The 14,016-nt window shown below is 44.0% G+C and carries 19 protein-coding genes; 12 read left to right on the forward strand and 7 right to left on the reverse strand.

Translation table 11 applies throughout. The annotated features are described in order from the left end of the window. Positions 1–111: 111 nt before the first annotated feature. A complete protein-coding gene (locus FTV12_RS04050; RefSeq protein WP_180032210.1) occupies positions 112–894 on the reverse strand; it encodes an NRDE family protein in 783 nt (260 codons plus the stop codon). A 93-nt stretch (positions 895–987) separates the two neighbouring features. Here FTV12_RS04050 and lgt point away from each other — a divergent pair, with 93 nt between their 5' ends. The 3 genes from lgt to FTV12_RS04065 all read left to right on the forward strand — a co-directional run bounded on the left by lgt (position 988) and on the right by FTV12_RS04065 (position 2,661). Continuing rightward, on the forward strand, positions 988–1,800 hold the full coding sequence (lgt, locus tag FTV12_RS04055) for a prolipoprotein diacylglyceryl transferase (protein WP_180033533.1): 813 nt from the start codon (positions 988–990) through the stop codon (positions 1,798–1,800). Between the two features lie 89 nt (positions 1,801–1,889). After that, on the forward strand, positions 1,890–2,282 hold the full coding sequence (locus FTV12_RS04060; RefSeq protein ID WP_180033534.1) for a hypothetical protein: 393 nt from the start codon (positions 1,890–1,892) through the stop codon (positions 2,280–2,282). Beyond that, complete coding sequence (locus FTV12_RS04065) at positions 2,275–2,661, forward strand: hypothetical protein (protein ID WP_180033535.1); 387 nt, start codon at positions 2,275–2,277, stop codon at positions 2,659–2,661. Before FTV12_RS04060 ends, FTV12_RS04065 begins: the two co-directional genes overlap by 8 nt. A 49-nt stretch (positions 2,662–2,710) precedes the next feature. Here FTV12_RS04065 and FTV12_RS04070 read toward each other — a convergent pair whose 3' ends face one another. Next, entirely contained in the window at positions 2,711–3,256 is a 546-nt protein-coding gene (locus FTV12_RS04070; protein WP_180033536.1) for a CHAP domain-containing protein, read from the reverse strand. A 388-nt stretch (positions 3,257–3,644) separates the two neighbouring features. Between FTV12_RS04070 and FTV12_RS04075 the strand changes: the two genes are divergently transcribed. The 6 genes from FTV12_RS04075 to msrA all read left to right on the forward strand — a co-directional run bounded on the left by FTV12_RS04075 (position 3,645) and on the right by msrA (position 8,022). Next, positions 3,645–4,136, forward strand: coding sequence for a lipocalin family protein (locus FTV12_RS04075; protein ID WP_179992413.1), 492 nt, complete (start codon positions 3,645–3,647; stop codon positions 4,134–4,136). A gap of 171 nt (positions 4,137–4,307) precedes the next feature. Further along, the gene (gene thyA, locus FTV12_RS04080) at positions 4,308–5,150 is read left to right on the forward strand and encodes a thymidylate synthase (RefSeq protein ID WP_180010908.1); all 843 of its coding nucleotides are present in this window, start codon (positions 4,308–4,310) and stop codon (positions 5,148–5,150) included. A 98-nt stretch (positions 5,151–5,248) separates the two neighbouring features. After that, positions 5,249–5,761, forward strand: coding sequence for a trimethoprim-resistant dihydrofolate reductase DfrA40 (dfrA40, locus tag FTV12_RS04085; RefSeq protein WP_180033537.1), 513 nt, complete (start codon positions 5,249–5,251; stop codon positions 5,759–5,761). A 26-nt stretch (positions 5,762–5,787) separates the two neighbouring features. Continuing rightward, positions 5,788–6,834 (forward strand): DUF4105 domain-containing protein, encoded by a 1,047-nt coding sequence (locus FTV12_RS04090; protein WP_180033538.1) that lies wholly within the window; start codon positions 5,788–5,790, stop codon positions 6,832–6,834. Between the two features lie 103 nt (positions 6,835–6,937). Next, entirely contained in the window at positions 6,938–7,399 is a 462-nt protein-coding gene (locus tag FTV12_RS04095; RefSeq protein ID WP_004781908.1) for an META domain-containing protein, read from the forward strand. 98 nt (positions 7,400–7,497) lie between these two features. Next, positions 7,498–8,022, forward strand: coding sequence for a peptide-methionine (S)-S-oxide reductase MsrA (gene msrA, locus FTV12_RS04100; protein WP_004781907.1), 525 nt, complete (start codon positions 7,498–7,500; stop codon positions 8,020–8,022). An 89-nt stretch (positions 8,023–8,111) separates the two neighbouring features. Here msrA and FTV12_RS04105 read toward each other — a convergent pair whose 3' ends face one another. The 5 genes from FTV12_RS04105 to FTV12_RS04125 form a co-directional block, all read right to left on the reverse strand. Then, positions 8,112–8,516, reverse strand: a complete 405-nt coding sequence (locus tag FTV12_RS04105) for a biopolymer transporter ExbD (RefSeq protein WP_004781905.1) — start codon at positions 8,514–8,516, stop codon at positions 8,112–8,114. Further along, positions 8,516–9,139, reverse strand: coding sequence for a MotA/TolQ/ExbB proton channel family protein (locus FTV12_RS04110; RefSeq protein WP_034702346.1), 624 nt, complete (start codon positions 9,137–9,139; stop codon positions 8,516–8,518). Before FTV12_RS04110 ends, FTV12_RS04105 begins: the two co-directional genes overlap by 1 nt. A gap of 25 nt (positions 9,140–9,164) precedes the next feature. Beyond that, positions 9,165–9,932: a TonB-dependent receptor gene (locus tag FTV12_RS04115; RefSeq protein ID WP_180033539.1), complete on the reverse strand. Its 768-nt coding sequence runs from the start codon at positions 9,930–9,932 to the stop codon at positions 9,165–9,167. 193 nt (positions 9,933–10,125) lie between these two features. Beyond that, positions 10,126–10,992, reverse strand: a complete 867-nt coding sequence (gene purU / locus FTV12_RS04120; protein WP_004781900.1) for a formyltetrahydrofolate deformylase — start codon at positions 10,990–10,992, stop codon at positions 10,126–10,128. A gap of 61 nt (positions 10,993–11,053) precedes the next feature. Then, entirely contained in the window at positions 11,054–11,773 is a 720-nt protein-coding gene (locus FTV12_RS04125; RefSeq protein ID WP_034580311.1) for a TetR/AcrR family transcriptional regulator, read from the reverse strand. Positions 11,774–11,887: 114 nt separating this feature from the next. On the opposite strand from FTV12_RS04125, the gene FTV12_RS04130 reads away from it, so the two are divergent. The 3 genes from FTV12_RS04130 (at position 11,888) to rpmG (ending at position 13,910) form a co-directional block, all read left to right on the forward strand. After that, positions 11,888–13,336, forward strand: a complete 1,449-nt coding sequence (locus FTV12_RS04130; RefSeq protein ID WP_180033540.1) for a coniferyl aldehyde dehydrogenase — start codon at positions 11,888–11,890, stop codon at positions 13,334–13,336. 165 nt (positions 13,337–13,501) lie between these two features. Further along, on the forward strand, positions 13,502–13,738 hold the full coding sequence (rpmB, locus tag FTV12_RS04135) for a 50S ribosomal protein L28 (RefSeq protein WP_000048256.1): 237 nt from the start codon (positions 13,502–13,504) through the stop codon (positions 13,736–13,738). Between the two features lie 16 nt (positions 13,739–13,754). Beyond that, the gene (rpmG, locus tag FTV12_RS04140) at positions 13,755–13,910 is read left to right on the forward strand and encodes a 50S ribosomal protein L33 (protein ID WP_001205031.1); all 156 of its coding nucleotides are present in this window, start codon (positions 13,755–13,757) and stop codon (positions 13,908–13,910) included. The last annotated feature ends 106 nt before the right edge of the window (positions 13,911–14,016 follow it).

Below are 14,016 nucleotides of genomic sequence, written 5' to 3' on the forward strand. Positions count from 1 at the left end.
GAGAGCTGAAAATTGCATAGATAGATGGGCTTTATCCTAGCACACCTATCTACTCTCAGAGTTCACTGTTTAAACTAAGCTTTTTATCAAGATCATCATGAATACTATTATTTATACAATGATCTGAATGACTTTTTCTACGATCTGCCCTGCACTCTCTCCCTGCTGGGATTTTTCCAGCCATTGCCAATGCTGCTGATGCAATCTTAGAAAATTGGAACAACGTGTGCCGTAGACCGGACTCTGAATAAATGTAGATGATAGGAGTTCTTCCATCTCCTCGTTAATTCCGGTTTTGGGCAATAGTGCCGGAATCACTTTACGCTCATCTTCCAGAATATCCCAGGCAGCATGATATATATCCGCTTGTGGAATGTTGTTCTGTTGAAGCATCGGCAGAAGCTCCTGAGTAAAGCGCTTGCGCAAATGCCTGGTCTTTTGCCAGTCTTCGCTCATTAGGCCATTTGAGACTACATATACCCCATGTGCCAGTACTTGTGGCGCCTCACCACGATTACTCATATAGACGGCTTGATCACGATCACCGACAAACAGGTTAAAGCCCGCATAATCACATTGACGTTTTTCCAACTCTTGAGCAAACCGGATAGGTTTCAATTCAGATTCCAGAAAATGCTGAATGATATGTCCACGTGAAGTTGGGTAGTTATTCTTGTCATTACCATCCCTGAAATTGGTAATCACTGCCCATCGTCCTGAAGCAGTTATACCCATCCAGGTACCACCAGACTGCAGATCCTGCCCGGCAATAATCGGACTGTTCTCCCATTCATATAATGCCTGTGTTGGACGTTGATAGAACTCATCACGATTTGAAATCAGACATAAAGGCGTTTCATCCAGAACTCGCCAAGCCAGTGCCACAATACACATAATTGATGCTCTCGATCTTTACACATTGAATGTACAACAATTTTCTTCGCTTTCAGCTAAAATCTGTGCAAAACAGAATCACAAGGAACAGGAATGCTCACCTATCCAAACATAGATCCCGTTGCAATTTCGCTCGGGCCTTTGCAAGTCCACTGGTATGGACTGATGTATCTCTTGGCTTTTTTATTTGCCTGGGGACTGGCGACTTATCGCGCTAAACAACGCGGCTGGACACCAGATATGGTCTCGGATCTGATTTTCTTTGGGGCTTTGGGTGTGATCATCGGTGGCCGGGTCGGTTACGTTTTATTCTACGGTTTTTCTCAGTTTTTGGAAAATCCACTCTGGCTGTTCCAGATCTGGACCGGTGGCATGAGTTTCCACGGTGGCTTCCTCGGCGTAATCTTGGCGATGTTATGGTGGTGCAAGAAATATAAGATGGCCTGGTTCCAGACGCTGGACTTTATTGCACCCTGCGTTCCGACAGGCCTGATGTTTGGCCGGATCGGTAACTTTATTGGCGGAGAGCTTTATGGCCGTCAGGTGACTGATCCAAACTTTGCTTTAGGCATGATTTTCCCAACCGATCCGCTGCAGCTGGTACGTCATCCCTCACAACTGTATCAGGCGCTCTGTGAAGGCTTGATTCTGTTTATCGTACTGTGGTGGTTTAGTAGCAAGCCACGTCCACGTATGGCAGTTTCTGCGGTATTCCTGACCGGCTATGGTCTGGCCCGTTTTATCGTCGAGTTCTTCCGTGAACCGGATAATGGTCAGCTATTTATTGGCTGGATGAGTAAAGGACAATTCCTGAGCCTGCCAATGATCCTGGTTGGTCTGTGGATGCTTTGGTATGCCTATCAGAAGAAAGTTTATGACTGGGGTCCACAGAAAAATAACGGATAATTTTCCTAAATATTGCGAGGCATCTGCCTCGCTTTTTTATATTTAAAATATGCTAAAGTGCTTTTTATCTTTTCTGTTCATACATCATCATGCTTGAGTTCTGGTTCAATCCGCAGGTGTCGCTCCTGAAAAAACTGCTGTTCTTTGTTGTGATTGCTGCAATTGCCGTAGGTCTGTACTGGATGGAACCTTTGCCTTTAGATGCCATCCTGATGTTTGCCGGTACCGGAATTATTTTTCTGATTTGTCGTTACTGCAAAATTCATTTCGCAGCAAAAAATCCGACTGGCCTGTTCTATCGTGTCCTGACCTGGATTCCGATTACCTTATTAATCAGCCTGATTTTTATGAACATGAAACAGGGTGAAATCTTGCTGCCAGGCGCTCAGGGAATTGCCTTTATGGCTTTGACAATCTGCCTGTTTTCGCCTCTGTCTTTGCTTAATCAGAACAAGTCGGATTCAGGTTCCCCACATGCTTGAGTTCTGGTACTCCGAACGCTGCAACCGTCAGCTCAAGCTCATCATTATTATTGCGGTATGTATCGTAATTTACATAGCATCGACTGTAGCGAAACTGGGTCCGATATTTGTTGGAATCAGTCTGGCGATTGGAATGCTGATACACGCCTTGCGTGAATTCAGATTAAAGCTTGCTCCTGAAAATCCTTATGCCGAAGGTTTTCGTGCTTTAACGATGGCGATTCCGATTGTGGCAGTAATTAGCCTGATCGGTTATTTACCCAAAACGGGTGAGCTCTGGAAAACTGTAGCGCTAGGTCTACAATGCTTGGGTTTTGTGGCGATTGGACTGTTTATCGTGTCGATTTATAATAAACGTGCGAAACGCTTCGAAGATTGAACCATTTCGCGACTTTCATTTTTAACTTCTGAAATTTTCAGCGTCTGATTTAAAGATATGAATCCAGACGGTAATATGTGTATTTCACATCGGAATTACGATAGACCGCATAGCCATTCTGTTTAAAATCAGAAACCCAAGCAGAACCAGAATACGCTGCAATATGACCATACTGATGCTGTGAAGTCCGGTCGATAATGTAGATATCACCTTTTTTCGGACGGTCAAAAGACAGGTTGATTTTTCGATAGCCTAATTGCTGCAGGGTATTGCCCCAGTCAGCTGCGGCAACAGGATGATTCACAATTTTTGCGCCTGAAGACTGCAAACCGACACGAATACTGCGTGCACATTTCTGTGTACTAGTACTGCGGGTAATGCCTTGCAGGTAGTTGGTGAATTTTTCAATATCGAAACGCTGGCCGTTCATTGCACCGAAAGTCTTGCGAGATTCAGAATTTTTGTTACGAGCTGACGCAGAGGTATAACGCTGAGGCTGACGTTTGGAATTTTGTCCCGATTGGGAACGAATTATGACGTTCGCTTGAACAGGAGCATGCACTTCGCTCATATTCACTTGATGATCATAAATCATATTGGACCAAGTACTCCTCGCCTGTAAGTTTGGCTTTCAAATCTTCAACACGCGGTGAATACTAGACGGTTAAATGTTACTTTTCACGTTAAAAATGTAAATATATTTTTCCGCATTTATTTAATTTTACTTAACTTGTTATTTCTTTTAGATTTATAAAATTTACAATTTTCACAAAAAAGTTATAAATTCACTACTTTTCAAATTTATTACCGACCCTGCCCAGACTATTTCTAACTCAATATTTGAGCGCCTTTCTGACTAAATCTGTAATTTTACTCACGATAATAAAGTCAACATTTCACTACAGGATTACATCATTCCGGCTAACAACTCTCGTATTAGACTGATTTAGTAAATTTAAATTGAGATGATGAGGAAGAAAAATATGAGTCATGATGTAAAGACTATTTCAAATTTCAATTTAGAACAATATTTAGGGATCTGGTACGAAATTGCCCGTCTGCCTATGAAACACCAACCTGAAGACAGTACTGATATTTCCGCAGCCTACAGCCTGAATGAAAATGGCACAGTCCGCGTTCAGAACCGTTGCTTGGATGGCGCAGGCAAACTGGATGAATCTATTGGGGAAGCCACCATTGTGGATGCTGAGCATGGGAAACTGGAAGTCAGTTTCTTGCCTGAAGGTTTGCGCTGGGTACCTTTTACCAAAGGGGATTACTGGATTCTCAAACTGGATGACAATTATGAAACTGCATTGGTTGGTGAGCCAAACATGAAATATCTATGGCTCCTGCATCGTAAGCCGACACTGGATGAAGCAACCAAACAGGAATATCTGGCCTATGCTAAATCTCTGGGTTATGACCTGTCTGATCTGATCCATACGGTACATACCGGTAAGCCAACAGCTTAAAAAAGATGATAAAAAAAGCATCCATCATGGGTGCTTTTTTATGCCCTTTTCTCTCATGTTTAATCCTTTTCACTGCTATGCGGAAGTGCTCAAAAAAATGTTATGATGAGCGCAATTTTAAATTGCCCAATTCAAAGAAAAGCAATTTGCAACAGATTTTAAGAGAGACCTATGCGCCAATATCTTGACCTTTTACAACATATCCTCGACAACGGCGGCGATAAAGGCGACCGTACCGGCACAGGTACACGCTCGGTATTTGGTCATCAGATGCGCTTTGATCTTTCCAAGGGCTTCCCTTTACTCACCACTAAAAAAGTTCATTTCCGTTCGATCGTGATTGAACTGCTGTGGTTCCTGAAAGGCGATACCCATGTAAAGTATCTTCAGGATAATAAAGTGACCATCTGGGATGAATGGGCAACTGCGGAACAGACCGCGCGTTTTGGTCGTCCAGAAGGTGAACTCGGTCCAGTCTACGGCCATCAGTGGCGTAATTTTGGTGCTACTCAAAATACGGATGGCAGCTACAATCAGGATGGTTTTGACCAGATCAAATGGCTGATCAATGAAATCAAGACTAATCCTAATTCACGCCGTCTGATTGTGTCTGGCTGGAATCCAAATGAAGCGAGTCAGGTGGCTTTACCGCCTTGCCATACCCTGTTCCAGTTCTTTGTACATAATGGCAAATTGTCTTGCCAGCTTTATCAACGCAGTGCTGACGTATTTCTTGGCGTTCCATTTAATATAGCCAGCTATGCCCTATTGACTCATATGATTGCACAGGTGTGTGATCTGGATGTAGGCGATTTTGTCTGGACGGGCGGTGATACGCATTTATATGCCAATCATTTTGAACAGGCCAAACTTCAACTCAGTCGTGAGCCTTTAGGCCTGTGCCAGTTGAAACTGAATCCTGAAGTTAAAGACCTGTTTGATTTCAAATTCGAAGATATTGAAATTGTCGGTTATGAATCACATCCAGGAATTAAAGCACCAGTTGCAGTTTAATTCTGGTTAAGCCCCGGAAAATATTCAAATCCCACTTTGCTTAAAGTGGGATTTTGCATTTTAATAGCAATAATTTTTATCTGTTTTTGAGTATGGGTATGGCATTTCAGGATTTAGAAGTCGTTCATGTCGTGGCAATGGATCAGCAGCGCTGTATTGGTAAAGACAATGATCTGCCTTGGCATATCTCAGCAGATCTCAAGCACTTTAAGGAAATTACCCAGGGTGGCGTGATTGTCATGGGCCGTAAAACGCTTGAGTCGATGGGCCGTGCGCTGCCTAAACGTGTGAACTGGGTGATTACCCGCGATCCTGACTGGTCTTTTGAAGGCGTCAAAGTCGCGCATACGATTGAAGATGCCTTGACTCAAGCCGTAGCCGATGTGCAGGCTTCAGAAAAACCGAATGCTATTTTTATTATTGGCGGTGGTGAAATCTTTAAACAGACTCTGGAGATCGCTGATCGTCTGGAACTGACCCATGTTGAACTGGATGTACAGGGTCACGCCTACTATCCGGAAATTCCAGTCGAGTTCAAAAAAGTTGCATCAGAACAACATATCGATGACAAAACCGGTATTGCATTTGAGTTCGCAACATACAGAAAATAAAGCCTATTTTCTATAAAAGATTGAACATGCAAGGACAAGATCATTCAGAAAAGCATTGGAGCCTGTGGTTATTAGGGAGTCTGTTTAGTGTATTTGTCCTGTGTTCAAGTCTTTGGCTGAGCCTGATGCTCTGGGTGCAACAACCCTTGGGTAAAATTGGCAGCATCATTCTGATCTGTCTCTGGCTTCTATTTGCCTGTGTGGTCTTGGGCATTTATTTCACCAAGCATCTGATTTCCCGCCAGGTGGATACAGTGCTTTATCTGCTGGCCTTTCTGGTCAGCTTACTGGCTTATTTAAGCATGGAGCCTCGTCAGGATCGTGACTGGAATCCTGAAGTTTCCCGACTGCTCTCCTATGAGCAGCAAGGCAATCAAGTCACCTTGCACAATATCCGTAATTTTGACTGGCAAGCAGAGGGGCAGTATACCGAACGCTGGGAAAGCCGCAGTTTTGACCTGAACGACATTACCGGGGTAAATATCATTACCTCTTATTGGATGGGGCCTAAAATTGCCCATACGCTGGTCAGTTTTGATTTTGCCAATCAGAAACCGCTCGCCTTCTCGATCGAAATTCGCAAAGAAAAGGATGAGAAATTTTCTGCTATTGGTGGCTTCTTCCGAAAATATGAACTGAGTTTGGTCGCCTCAGATGAGAAAGATATTGTATATACGCGTAGCAATATTCGTGGTGAGCAGGTTTACTTTTTTCCGGTCAAAATGCCGCAAGCAGAAGCTCAGGCCCTATTTAAAGAATATCTGCGTAAGGCTGATGAACTGGCCAAAGAACCTAAATGGTATAACACCTTGAGCAGTAACTGCACGACGCTGGTCTTTGATATGGCTCAGGCAGTATCTCAACAACAGCTTCCTTCAGATTACCGCTTGCTGGCTTCTGGGTATTTACCTGATTATTTATATGATTTAAAAGCGCTAGATCAACGCTGGGATATACAAACCTGGTATCAGCGTGCACACGTTAATCCACGAGTTAGAGATACCGGTCAGATCTCCAGTCAGGAGTATTCACAACGCCTGCGTCAAGGCTTACCTGAGCCGAGTTCCAGATAATTTTCTAAGTTATCCAACTTAAAGAAAGATACAAAATCAACTGGCATATATTGCATTTTTTTGTTTATATACAAATAGCTAACTCAGAATTAGAGTCTCTCTCATGCTAAAAAAATTAACAGCAATCATGATTTTAGGTTCAGTCTTTGCTATATCAGGTTGTGAAACCGTACCGAGTACTTCATCAGTCAAAACTGAAAATAATTTACAGCTCCTGCAAAATCGCACCTGGATTGTGAACCAGATTGGTAATACCGAAATTACTACAACACCGACAACACGCAATATTCCAAGTCTGCAATTCGATGCAGCGACTCAACGCGTGTCTGGCGCAGATGGCTGTAACCGTATAATGGGCAGCTACACTGCCGGCAAAGACACCCTTAACTTAAGCCAGATGGCGAGTACCGAAATGGCTTGTCTGGATAATGCAGGTCTGGATCAGAAATTTAAGGAGGCACTGAGCAAAGTGACTCATTATCAGGTCTATGGTAAAACCCTGAAATTAATGGACCGTCATGGCAATTTACTCATTCAGTTAGAAAGTGCAGTACAGCCTCGCTAAGTTTTGACTACAAAAAACCTGTGTCGTGCAGGCTTTATATCTTTCATACTCATATGAACATTCAATAATCAGCACTCTACAATGATGAGGACTTAACCATGCAACAAGCACTATTTGGTGGTGGGTGCTTTTGGTGTACCGAAGCAGTATTTTTACAGCTTCAGGGCGTACAGAAGGTCGTCAGCGGCTATGCGGGTGGACAAAATCCTAATCCGACCTATGAGCAAGTCTGCGGCGGTGATACCAATCATGCCGAAGTGATCCTGATCGATTTCGATGAAAATCAGATTACGTATAGTCAGTTGCTCGAAGTCTTTTTCGCAACCCATGATCCAACGACATTAAACCGTCAGGGCAATGATGTCGGCACGCAGTATCGTTCTGTGATTTATTATTTTAATGATGAGCAGAAAGAAACTGCACAGCTCACAATAGACTCATTGAAAGCTGAAGGATTGAATATTGTGACTGAACTTAGCCCTGCACCGACTTTCTACCCTGCTGAAGAATATCACCAGAATTTCTTTGCCAAGAATCCGAATCAGGGCTACTGTAATTTCGCGATTCCGCCCAAGCTGAACAAATTACAACATAAGTTTATGACGCTGCTCAAAACTCATTAATCTGGATGCGGCTTGATCAAATGCCCTCTTAAATTAAGGTAATAAAAAAGCGACTGAGATCAGTCGCTTTTTTCATTGAGAGTAAAAAATTAGTTATCAGTTGCAAAGGCAATATCGCTGAGTCCGGCTCCACTCGCGCGTGACATCACTTGAGCAACGGTGTCATAACGTGATTCTTTATCTGCTTTCAATACGATGGTCGGTTGACGCTGTGCCTGGCTCGCCTCATTGAAACGGGTTTCAAGTTGATCCAGGGTCAGTACATCACCATTCCACGCTACATCACCTTTGGCATTGATGCTGATGGTGACATTTTCAGGTGGCAGGTCAATAATTTCTGCAGTGGTTTGCGGCAAAGTTAATGGAATTGATGGGTTCGCAACGGTCGCTGTCACCAGAAAGATGATCATCAATACCAACATGATGTCGATCAGGGGAATGAGATTCATCTCATTCATGCCTGTATCGTTGTCTTCACCCAATTGAAAAGCCATTAAGCTTGACCTCCAACTAAACTGTCTTGTGTTACTTTCGCATCAGCCTTCTTTGCAGAAGAGTCCTGCTGCAACATGGTATCAATCAATAAGCTATGCGCATGGTCTTGCAGTTCATTGCTTAAAGTACGGTTGACACGTACACAGATGTTATATGCAAGTACTGCAGGAATCGCCACAGCCAGACCCAGACCGGTCATGATCAGCGCTTCACCCACGGGAGTGGCTACTTGTGCCAGACCTGCCTGACCGCTCTTACCCACGGCAACCAGTGCGTGGAAGATCCCCCATACTGTACCGAACAGACCGACAAAGGGTGAAATTGAAGCGATGGTACCCAAGACAGATACACCTTTTTCCGCATTACCTTTTTCTAATGCGATCTGACGCAATAAAGCCTGCTCAGCTACAGCTTTACGTTGTTCAAATGCCAAAGGAGTCATTTTATTTTTCAATTGTCCTAATGCTTTAGATAATTGAGCATAGGCAATCTGTTTAAGTTGGCGAGTGCCCATTAAACGCAGCACAAAAATGGTCCATGTCGCAATCGACATTGCCAATAACACGAAATACAGTGTTTTACTGACTGCATCAGCGTGTTGCCAATAAACTGAAAAGTTCATATTCGAACTCCTAATGGGTTAGCCGTTATTTGGTAATCTGAAAATCGAAAGGCTGTTCCACACGGGTTGGATAAGCCACACCATTTTCAACATATTTGGTCAGTTGTGCACGACGTACCGCTGATTCAACTTTGCGCGTAACGGCCGGACTACAACTCGAATTTCGTGCGGTCGCAGAGACCACTTTCCCCTGCTCATTTGCAGATACATCCACCACTAATGAACAGGCTGATTTTAACTCTCCTGCCGAGAGCGACACTTTTGGTGCACGCTGCCAAGATACGCCGCCGCCAATTGCAACACTTTTCGGTGCAGGTGGAGTCGGCGGTGCGACAGGTGCTGGTGGCGCGACCGGTGCAGGCGCAGGTGCCACTTTTTTAGTTTCAGTCACGACCGCAGGAACCACTGGACTTGGTGCCGGTTTGGCTTCAACTGGCGGTGCAGTAACAGGTTTAGGCGTTTCTGCTTTTTTCACCTGCTCAATTTTTTCTACTTTTTTGGGTGGCGGTGGCAGCGGTTTTTCTACAATTTTAACTTCTTTCGGCTTTGGTGGCTCTTGTTTAGGCTCTGGCGGCTTTGGCTTCGGTGGTAAAGGTTTCGGGGCTTCCTGAAGTTTGACGAAGCGGACTTTTAAAGGCTCTTTATCGACTTGTTTCAGTTCAGGTGCTTCCATCTGGCTGACTGCCCATAAAAGACCCACGTGTCCAACCAGAACCGCCGCCAGAATAGAAACGACTTTCTTTTTCATCTGATTTGACGGTGGTGGTGTCATGGGAGCAGCAACTTGACTCATTAAATCTATTTACCTCGAGGAGATGATGTGAAACAAACTATCAAGCTCATCGGTTAGCACAATTAAAGTACGCCAATAATAAATGAGAAGTGTTTTCATTTGCAACTACTAATCCCACTTTTCTCCATTATTTTTGTTTCAAACAAAAAAGGCATACTTAAAGTATGCCTTTTTTAAACAGAGATGCAAGCGCTTATTGGAACACGACAGTTTTATTGCCGTCGACAATCACACGGTCTTCCAGATGCCATCTCACTGCACGTGCCAGCACATTACGTTCAACGTCCTGACCCAGTTCACGCAGCTGTTCCACAGTAAAGTCATGGTTCACACGCTCCACATCTTGCTCAATGATTGGACCCTGATCCAGATCGGCTGTCACATAGTGTGCAGTTGCACCGATCAATTTTACACCTTTGTCATAAGCTTGTTTGTATGGATTGGCGCCCACGAATGCTGGCAGGAATGAATGATGAATATTGATCACTTTCATTTCCCATTTACTTACGAATTCTTCATCCAGAATCTGCATATAACGGGCTAATACCAGCAGATCGTTGCCCTGCATCAGTTCATCAATCTGTGCATAGGCTTCACGTTTGTTCTCTTTGGTCACAGGAACCACTTCAAACGGAATACCAAAGTTTTCTACTGATTCACGTAGAGTTTCGTGGTTAGATACCACTTTAGTGATTTCACATGGCAGACCGCCGCGTGCATGACGCCATAACAGCTCTAGCAACGCATGGTCGACTTTAGAAACCAGAATACCGACCTTTTTCACATCACTGACCAGTGCCAGACGCCAGTGCATGCCATAGCGCTCTGCAACATTGCCAGCAAAAGTCTGCAACAGGCTTTCTTTACGGCTTTGCAGATTGTCCAGTTCAAACTCAACACGCATGAAGTAACGTCCGCCCTGCGCTGCTGTCGCGTATTGATCAAGCGCCGTAATGTTGGCACCCTGATGATACAAGAAGCTTGAAACAGCCTGCACGATGCCTGGCTTGTCTTCACAAGTAATCAATAAACGTGCGGTATTAGCAGTCGTCATATTCATGTTGGTTAAGGTCACTAATTAGTTAAATTAAAAAAATAAGCCGAGTATTCTAACGCGTTTCTTAGATATTCTGAATAGTTTGTTCAGATTCAGGCGGTTTAGGCGACGACAGACTGGCAAACAGCTCTGAGGAACCGAACGAGTTAAGTAAGCTTTCATACGTCTGACGGCTTTCACCACGCAGATAAGCACCTTCCAGGAACACCATCTGACGCAGTGCTTGCCAGACCCATTTTTCTTCCAGAGTGTTGGAATCGGTAATATGTCCCGACATATACAGGAAGTTGGTCCAGTTGGTCAGTACGATCCAGAGGTTAATGATCAGCGCTTCAATTTCTGAATCGGTCATTTCCATCAGGCCGGCATTTACGAAGGCTTTATAAATTTTTTGTCCCTGCTGCATAACCTGTCCGGCAAAACGCGGATAAAGCTTGCGGAAATCTTCGTTATTTTCGACCAGATGGTATACGTCACGGTGCAGAAAACGATAAGCCCAAAGCTGACTGCTCAGTACCTGAAAATAATGAATCTTGTCATTGGCATCCAGAGCACGGTCTTCCGGAAGTGCCAGCATTTCCAGCGTCTGATGCTGATACTGCTCCATCAGTTCCTTGATAATTTCATTTTTATTACGGAAGTGATAATACAGATTACCCGGACTCATGCCGAGTTCAGCAGCAATATGGTTGGTGGTTACAGATCGTTCGCCACGTTCATTAAACAACTGCAAGCTGAGCTGTAAGATACGCTCTTTGGTTTTTAACGTTTTGGTTTGGGACATCCTAAAATAACCATTCAGTTCATGCATTAGTAGACTAACACACAAAGTAACTTGACTAATTAGAGTATTTGCTCTAAAAATTAATTAATCGATTTTGAATAATGGTAGTGCGGCATGAACAGTCACACAAAAACAACTTCAATGACACCACATTTTCTTGATAGCCAGCACCTCAATGAAATTCTGGCTCAACAAAAACACGCCTACTTACGCTACCCACTGCCGACTGCAAAGGAACGTATCGATCGTTTAGCTCGGCTTAAGCGTATCTTAGTTAAGTATCAAGATCAATTTGCCGATGCAATTAATCAAGACTATGGTAACCGCTCTATCGGGGAAACCAAAATTGGCGAGTTACTGACTTGTCTTGAACATATTAAATATTACAGCAAAAACCTGACCAGCTGGATGAAACCATCCAAGCGTCATGTCGGTATTATTCACCAGCCGGCAAAAGCCTGGGTACAGTATCAACCTCTGGGCGTGATCGGCATCATCGCACCGTGGAACTACCCTTTATTATTATCCATCGGCCCTCTGATCTGTGCGTTGGCTGCGGGTAACCATGCCATGATCAAGATTTCCAGTTCATCGGCTGCTTTTGGCAAGGTATTGGAAAAAGCCTTAGCTGAAGCCTTTCCTAAAGAACTGGTTGCCGTGGTGAATGGTGGCGGTACGGTGTCTGATGCCTTCTGCCGACTGGCTTTTGACAAGATGATTTTTACCGGCTCAACGGCTGTGGGTAAAACCGTGATGGCAGCAGCTGCGGAAAATCTGGTACCTGTGATTCTGGAACTGGGTGGCAAATCCCCTGTACTAGTGCATCCATCCATTGACCTGCGTGATGTGGCTCAGCGTATTGCCGTGGGCAAGCTCTGGAATGCGGGTCAAACCTGCGTGGCACCGGATTATATGTTCCTGCCGCGTGGCAAAACTGCCGAGTTTATCGATCATTTTAAAGCCTGTGTCGAAAGCATGTATCCGGACATCAGCCATAATCAGGATTACACCTCGATTATCAATGACAAGCAGTACAATCGTTTGCAAGGTTATCTGGATGATGCCCGTGAGCAAGGCGCGCAGATTATTGAAATCAATCCACGTAATGAATCGCCAGCAGACCTGCGTAAAATTGCACCGACCATCGTGACCAATGTTATGCCAAGCATGCAGATCATGCAGCATGAAATCTTTGGTCCACTGCTGCCGATCATGGAATATGATCAAATTGACGACGTTATCGACTTTATTAATAGCCGTCCGCGTCCACTTGCATTATACTATTTCGACTTTGATCAGGCGCGTGCTGATTATGTCGCACAGCGTACCCATTCAGGGCATTTCGGGCAAAACACTGTATTAACCCATGTCGCACAGGATGACCTGCCATTTGGTGGTGTCGGTGCTTCCGGTATGGGTAAATATCATGGGCCAGAAGGCTTCTTCAGTTTGTCGCATGAACGGTCTGTAATGTCCAATCCTAAGCTGTATAGCTTGAAATACATTCTGCCTCCGTTTAATAAGCCGATCCATAAGCTGATTTCGAAGACACTTCTTCGATAAATGATCAAGGCATGAGCTATCACACGGGCTCATGCTTCGTTTTAGACAAAATCGCTTGTCTTTTAAGCGCATTTTTGATATAAAACGCCCCTTGAATGAATTCAATCCGTTTATTTTTGACTGGCCATACAGATTTGCTGTTGGCTAAATCAATGGAGTTACACCATGTCTAAGGTTTGCCAAGTTACCGGCAAGCGTCCAGTCGTTGGTAACAACGTCTCACACGCCAACAACAAAACTAAGCGCCGGTTCGAGCCGAACCTGCACCACCACCGTTTCTGGTTAGAAAGCGAAAAACGTTTTGTACGTCTTCGTTTAACCACTAAAGGTATGCGTATTATCGACAAATTGGGCATTGAAAAGGTTGTTGCTGACCTTCGTGCTCAAGGTCAAAAGATCTAAGTAAGGAGTCAGGACAATGCGTGATAAGATTCGCTTAGTTTCTTCAGCTGGTACAGGTTATTTCTATACCACTACTAAGAACAAACGTACTATGCCGGAAAAAATGGAAATCAAAAAATTTGATCCAAAAATCCGTCAACACGTAATCTTCAAAGAAGCTAAAATCAAATAATTTTAGTTTTTTGAAAAAAGCGACCTTCCCGGTCGTTTTTTTTTGCATTTTTTTTATGCGGCTTGATAAACTTTCTGTTTCTTCTGGCATTTTCTGTGCTTATTTC

Origin of the sequence: Acinetobacter sp. YH12233, from assembly GCF_013417725.1 — a bacterium.
Taxonomy (GTDB): Bacteria; Pseudomonadota; Gammaproteobacteria; order Pseudomonadales; family Moraxellaceae; genus Acinetobacter.